General features: G+C 70.1%; 5 protein-coding genes. 4 read left to right on the top strand and 1 reads right to left on the bottom strand.

The genetic code is table 11. The features are described 5' to 3' along the window. The 3 genes from VB737_RS05050 to VB737_RS05040 form a co-directional block, all read left to right on the top strand. Positions 1-2172, top strand: a 2172-nt coding sequence (locus tag VB737_RS05050) for a peptidase domain-containing ABC transporter (RefSeq protein ID WP_500311670.1), incomplete at its 5' end; no start/stop codon positions are given. Beyond that, positions 2172-3683 (top strand): beta-barrel domain-containing protein, encoded by a 1512-nt coding sequence (locus tag VB737_RS05045; RefSeq protein WP_500311669.1) that lies wholly within the window; start codon positions 2172-2174, stop codon positions 3681-3683. The genes VB737_RS05050 and VB737_RS05045, both read left to right, overlap by 1 nt. Beyond that, a complete protein-coding gene (locus VB737_RS05040) occupies positions 3680-3955 on the top strand; it encodes a hypothetical protein (RefSeq protein WP_500311667.1) in 276 nt (91 codons plus the stop codon). The genes VB737_RS05045 and VB737_RS05040 overlap by 4 nt, the downstream gene beginning before the upstream one ends. 27 nt (positions 3956-3982) lie before the next feature. Here VB737_RS05040 and VB737_RS05035 read toward each other — a convergent pair whose 3' ends face one another. Then, positions 3983-5095 carry a hypothetical protein gene (locus VB737_RS05035; RefSeq protein ID WP_500311665.1) on the bottom strand — a complete coding sequence of 371 codons (1113 nt, stop codon included), beginning with the start codon at positions 5093-5095 and terminating at the stop codon, positions 3983-3985. 44 nt (positions 5096-5139) lie between these two features. On the opposite strand from VB737_RS05035, the gene VB737_RS05030 reads away from it, so the two are divergent. Further along, a partial coding sequence (locus VB737_RS05030) for a glycosyltransferase (RefSeq protein ID WP_500311663.1) occupies positions 5140-6258 on the top strand: 1119 nt, incomplete at its 3' end.

The following is a 6258-nucleotide window of genomic DNA, read 5'->3' as shown; positions in this document are numbered from 1 at the left end:
GCCGGCGACCGCGCCGGTGAGCTCGCCCTGGCCCGCGCCAGCGGTCCCCGGGCCGTGCCCATGGCTCTCTGCCAGGCCCTGGCCGACTACTTCGGCCTGCCCCTGAACCGCGATGCCCTGGCCGATCAGGTGGACGCGATCCTGCAGCGCCAGGACCGGCTCAACCTGGTCAACATCGGCCAGATCATGGACACCCTCGGCCTGCGGGTGGTGCTCTCCCGCGTGCCCGCCAGCCGCCTGGCCCGGGTGCCCGCCCCGGCCCTGCTGTACCAGAACGGTCACTTCGGCCTGCTCGACGGCGTCGAGCCCGATGGCCGCGCCCGCCTGCTGGAGGCCGAGCTCGGGGCCCTGCTGGTGCCCGCCGAGGAGCTCATCACCCACGACGGCGGCCTGGTGGAGCTGCTGCTGTTCGACCGCAAACCCGATGCCAAGCAGCAACGTTTCACCTGGAGCTGGTACTTTCCCTTCCTGCGTCAGCACCGCCGCGCGCTGATCGAGGTGCTGGTGGCCTCGGTGGTGATCAACGCCCTGCGGCTGGTCTTCCCCCTCGGCCTGCTGGTGCTGATCCAGAGCGTGGTGGCCAGCCGCAACCTCGGCGCCCTGGTGAGCATCGCCAGCGTGATGCTGCTGGCCACCCTGGTGGAGAGCATCTTCAAGACCCTGCGCAGCTTCCTGTTCACCGATCTGGCCAACCGCGTCGACCAGGACGCCAAGGCCACGATCCTCGACCAGATGGTGCGCCTGCCCCAGGGCTTCTTCGATGCCCGCCCCGTGGGCCAGATCACCTTCTACTTCTCCCAGCTCGATCGCCTGCGCGACTTCCTGCTCGGCAAGACCCTGCCCACCCTCGTCGACTTCGGCTTCAGCCTTCTCTACCTGGCCATCCTCTTCGCCATCAGCCCCCTGCTCACCCTGGTGGTCCTGGCCACCCTGCCCCTGATCGCCGCCGTGGGCCTGGTGAGCAATCCCCTGGTGCGCAGCCAGATCCAACGCACCATGGGCCAGGCCGTGCGCGCCTCCAGCTTCCTCACCGAAGCCATCACCGGCATCCAGACGATCAAATCCCAGAACGCCGAACTCAAGACCCGCTGGGAGTTCCAGAGCCGCTACGCGGCCTACATCGGCGAGGACTTCAAGCTCAAGGTGACCCGCGAATCGATCGCCAACCTGTCCAACTTTCTGAGCAACGTCAGCCAGTTGTTAGTGGTCGCCGTGGCCATCTGGCTGATCATCCAGGGGGAGCTGAACCTAGGCGCCCTGTTCGCCTTCAACATTCTCGCCGGCTACATCCGCCAGCCCATGGTGCAGCTGGTGGCCACCTGGCAGGACTTCCAGTTCAACACCCAGGCCCTGCGCATGGTGGCCGATGTGGTCGACCGCGACACCGAGCAGACCACCGAGCAGGCCAGCAACATCCCCCTGCCCCCCCTCCAGGGCCGGGTTCAGTTCGTGGATGTGGGCTTCCGCTTCCGCGACCAGGGGCCCCTGGTGCTCGACGGCGTCGATCTGGAGGTCCCCGCCGGCTCCTTCGTGGGGCTGGTGGGCGGCTCCGGCAGCGGCAAGTCCACCCTGCTCAAGCTGCTCTCCCGCTTCTACGCCCCCCTGCGGGGCAGCGTCCTGATCGACGGCCTCGACATCGGCAAGGTGGAGCTCTATTCCCTGCGGCGGCAGATCGGGGTGGTGCCCCAGGATTCGCTGCTCTTCGACGGCACCATCCGCGAGAACCTGCTGATGGTGAAGCCCGATGCCACCGCCGCCGAGATGATCCGCGCCGCCCGCATCGCCTGCGCCCACGACTTCATCATGCAGATGCCCCAGGGCTACAACTCCAGCGTCGGCGAGCGGGGCGCCGGCCTCTCCGGCGGCCAGCGCCAGCGCCTCGCCCTGGCCCGCGCCGTGCTCCAGAACCCCCGCATGCTGATCCTCGACGAAGCCACCAGCGCCCTGGACGCCAGCACCGAGCGCCAGGTGTGCATCAACCTGTTCGAGGCCTTCCGGGGCCGCACCGTCTTCTTCATCACCCACCGCCTCTCCACCGTCCAGCCCGCCGACCTGATCGTGCTGATGGATCGTGGCGCCGTGATGGAACAGGGCAGTCACCGCCAGCTGATGCAGCTGCGCGGCTGGTACTACGCCCTCTACCGCAGCCAGAACCAGGAGGGACTCAGCTGATGGCCACCCCGCCCCGCGCCTCCGATCCCGCCTCCCGCCTCGTCGCCCTGCTCGATGGCTGTGTCAGCTGGCTGCGCTCCCCCCGGGCCAGTCGCCGCCACCCGGTGATTCCGGTGCGCGTCGATCTGGTGGGCCAGGACTCCCTTCCCGCCGGGGCGCCGGCGGCCGATCCCACCGACGCCACCGACCCCGCCCCGGCCAGCCACCCCTTCGGCAGCGGCCTGGCCACCGCCGGCTCGGAAGCGGCCCAGGAGTGGTCGTTCCGCGAAACCGTGGTGCTGCGCAAGAGCCGCCGCAGCTCCAGCCTGCTGGTCTGGGCGGGCGTGGGCGGGGTGGCCGCCCTCGGCCTCTGGAGCGTCACCGCACCGATCTCCGAAACCGTGGCGGTGCCCGGCAAGCTCGAGCCCACGAGCACCGTCAAGGACGTGGCCTCCCCCGTCCCCGGTGTGGTGGAGGAGGTGCTGGTGAAGGAGGGCCAGTCGGTGAAGCGGGGCCAGCCCCTGATCCGTTTCGACCTGCGCGAACCCCGCAGCAAGCTGGCCGCCGCCGAGAGCATCCGCGAGCGGCTGCTGAATGAGAACCGCATCGCCAAGGCCACCCTCGGCGAGGAGACCGCCACCGCCGGCCTCACCGCCAACCAGCGCAGCCAGCTGCGGGATCGCGCCCGCGAGCTCAACAGCCGCCTGGAGGCCGCCCGCGAGGAACTGGCCAAGAGCACCACCCGCCTGGCCGGCTACCGCGATTCCCTGCGCATCTACAGCGACATCGAGCGCCGCTACCAGTCCCTGGTGCGGGATGGCGCCGTCAGCGAGGTGCAGCTGCTCGAAGCGCGCAACCGCATGCAGGACCTGCAGACCAGCGTGGCCGAGGAGGAGCGCGAGATCGCCCGGCTGCGCTCCCAGCTGGTCAACACCGGCTCCGGCACCGACGTGGAACTGCGCACCGCGATCGAGGCCAACCTGCGCCAGATCAGTGACCTCGATGCCCAGATCCGCCAGGCCCGCCTGCAGATCCAATACGGCGTGCTCACGGCTCCCGCCGATGGCCTCGTCTTCGACGTCGACGTCAGCGCCGGCAGCGTGGTGGGCGCCGCCGCCACCACCCCCCTGCTGAAGGTGGTCCCCCAGGATTCGCTGCGGGCCAAGGTCTACCTGCCCAACAAGGCCATCGGCTTCGTGCAGGTGGGCCAGAGCGCCGAACTCTCGCTCGAGACCTTCCCCGCCAGCAGCTTCGGCTACGTGCCGGCGACGGTGGAACGGATCGGCTCCGATGCCCTCACCCCCGAGGAGCAGGCGCAGGTGCTCGGCACCCAGGCCGAGGGTCTCCACTTCCCGGTCATCCTGCGGCTGGGCCGCCAGACCATCCCCCTGCCCGACAAGGACAGCGTGCCGCTCCAGGCCGGCATGGCCCTCACCGCCGACATCAACCTGCGCGAGCGACGCGTCATCAGCCTGCTCACCGGCCTGTTCGAGGATCAGCGCCGCAATCTCCAGCGCCTGCGATCCAATTGAGCACCCGGCCCCAGGGCGACTGGTGGCGTTTCGTGCCGCCCGAGCAACGCCGGCGCCGGCGCTTCAAGGCCTGGCGCCTGCGCTTCAGGGAGCGTCTGCGCCAGCGCTGGGTGGGCCTGGCCCTGGCCTTCCTCGCCTACGGCCTGGTGCTGCTCTGGCTGGTGCTCCATCTCCCCCCGGTGGTGACCCTGCTCGCCCTGGCCCCGATGATCCTGCTGCCCGTGCTCGGCTACCTCACCTACTGGCTGCTGTGGAAGGAGTTCCACGAGTGAGGCGCTGGGCCCGGAGGCCGGGCCCGCTCAGCTCTTCACATACAGGCTGGGCAGCGCCCCCAGCAGCCACTGGGGCATGAACTGCTCCCCACCGGCGAAGCCGATCTTGCCGGGCGGGTAGAAGGGCAGCACCGCCAGCACCACCTGGGTGGCCTTGGGTCGGGTCATGTTGCGCACATAGTGGGCCAGCTGGGTGCGCAGCTGCCGGTCCTCCTCCGCCAGGGGGGTCCCGGCATAGCCGCTGCGCAGGAACTTGCGGTACAGATCGCCGAAGGGGCTCTCGAACAGGGGCTGCAGCTGCTCGTCGGGGGTGTCCAGCCAGATCTGGCCCAGCTGGCGCCGGTAGCCGCCCAGTTCCTGGCGGATGGCGCCATCGTCGGGGTCGATCTCGAACAGGTTGACCAGCCCGTTGAGGCGGGTGAGGAACTCCTCGCTGCCGGTGAGCTGCAGGGCCTGGGCGCCGGTGAAGCCGGAGAGCTGGGGCAGGGGCGGCAGCTCCGGCTCCGCGCCCACCGACCCCACCGCCGACGCCCCAGCCGGGGCCAGGGCGCGGCGCTCCAGGGGGCTGGGCTGGCGCAGACGCGGCAGCAGCTCCGGTTCGAACAGGCTGGCGTAGTCCTCCAGCAACCAGGCCGGAAGATTCTGTTCGCAGTTGCGCACTTTCATCTTGCCGCGACGGAAATAGGGCATCACCGCCAGCAGAACGTTGGCCATTTCCGGCCGATCGAAGCCGCTCTGGAGCCGCTCGGAGAGATGGTCCCTCCAGCTCTCTTCATCGCGCAGCAGCGGCTGCGAGGCCAGCTCGCCGCTGATCATCTGGCGATAGCTCTGACCCACCGCCGAGCCATAGAGAAGCTCCAGCGCATCGATCGGCGCACTCAACCAGAACTTCGACAGGCACTGGCGGGCCAGCCGCGCCTCCGCCAGCCGGGTGGGGGTGGCTTCGTGGGCGAAATCGGCGAAGATCGTGCCCAGCCGTGCCGCCGACCAGGGCGTGATCTCGGGCCGGCGATCCATCTCCATCGGGATGGTGCCTGGATCGCTCACCAGCGTATCCAGCAGACCACTATCTTTCTGCAGTTTTCTTTCACCCCAGCTCACCGTATCCCGGCGTCCGAACAGACGGCTCCAGAGCGACATGACGCAGGTCAGTTCAGGCAGCGGGATTGTAATAGCGTTGACCGATGGAACTGTTGCTGATCCATCAGAACCATCCCGGCCAGTTTCGTGACCTGACTCCCGCCCTCGAACACCGTGGCCACCGGCTGCTCGGTCTGGGTGCCACCCCCCGGGGCCAGCGGCTCGACTACGGCTGGCAGCCGCCGGCCCTGCCGGAGGGTCTGGCCGATCACCTGCTCGAAACCAGCCTGCGGCGGGCCGCCCGTGTCCAGGAGCGCTGCCTGCAGCTGCGCGCGGACGGCTACCGCCCCGATGCGGTGCTGGGCCACAGCGGCTGGGGGGAACTGCTCTACCTGCGGGACATCTGGCCCGAGGCGGTGCTGATCGCCTATCCCGAGCTCTATGCCGCCCCGCTCCTGCTCGGCTACGGCTTCGATGCCGACCTGGGCGCACCCTCCCACGCCCTGCGGGCCCAGTGGCGCCGCGGCAACCTGATGGCGCTGGCGGCGGTGGCCGACGCCGACGCCTGCGTGGTGCCCACCCGCTTCGCCCGCGACACCTTCCCCCCCCACCTGCGCGGCCGCTTCCACGTGCTGCACGAAGGCATCGCCCTGCCCGTCGCCGCCAGCGGCAGTACCAGCCTGCGGCTGGAGGGTGGGCCCACCCTCGTGCGCGGGGATCCGGTGATCACCTTCGCCAGCCGCAACCTCGAACCCCTGCGCGGCTTCCGCAGCTTCCTGCGCGCCCTGCCGGCGGTGCTGGCCGCCCGCCCGGACGCCCGGGCCGTGATCGTCGGGGGCACCGGCAGCGGCTACGGCGCCCCCTCCTCCCACCCCGAGGGCCACAAGGGCGAACTGCTGGCCCTGCTCGGCCACCGGCTCCCCCTGGAGCGGGTCCATTTCCTGCCCCCCCTGGCGCACCGCGATCTGCTGGCCCTGTTCCGTGTCAGCGCCGCCCACGTCCACCTCAGCTATCCCTACGCCCTCTCCTGGAGCCTGCTGGAGGCGATGGCCTCCGGCGCCCTGGTGGTGGGCTCCGCCAACCCGCCGCTGAACGAGGTGATCCAGCACGGCCACAACGGGCTGCTGGTGCCCTTCAACGACCCCGATCGCCTCGCCGACACCCTGCTGACCGTGCTGGCCGACCCGCCCGCCTGCGCCGCCATGGCCGCCGCGGGCCGCGCC

Source organism: Synechococcus sp. BA-120 BA3, from assembly GCF_034931285.1.
Lineage (GTDB): Bacteria > Cyanobacteriota > Cyanobacteriia > PCC-6307 > Cyanobiaceae > Cyanobium.
Note: the sequence above shows the minus strand (reverse complement) of the source record. Positions and strands in the feature narration are given on the sequence as shown.

Excerpts from the sequence above, each read along its gene's own strand:
- VB737_RS05045 (WP_500311669.1), top strand. The coding sequence starts at position 2,172 with ATGGCCACCCCGCCCCGCGCCTCCGATCCCGCCTCCCGCCTCGTCGCC.
- VB737_RS05035 (WP_500311665.1), bottom strand. The coding sequence starts at position 5,095 with ATGTCGCTCTGGAGCCGTCTGTTCGGACGCCGGGATACGGTGAGCTGG.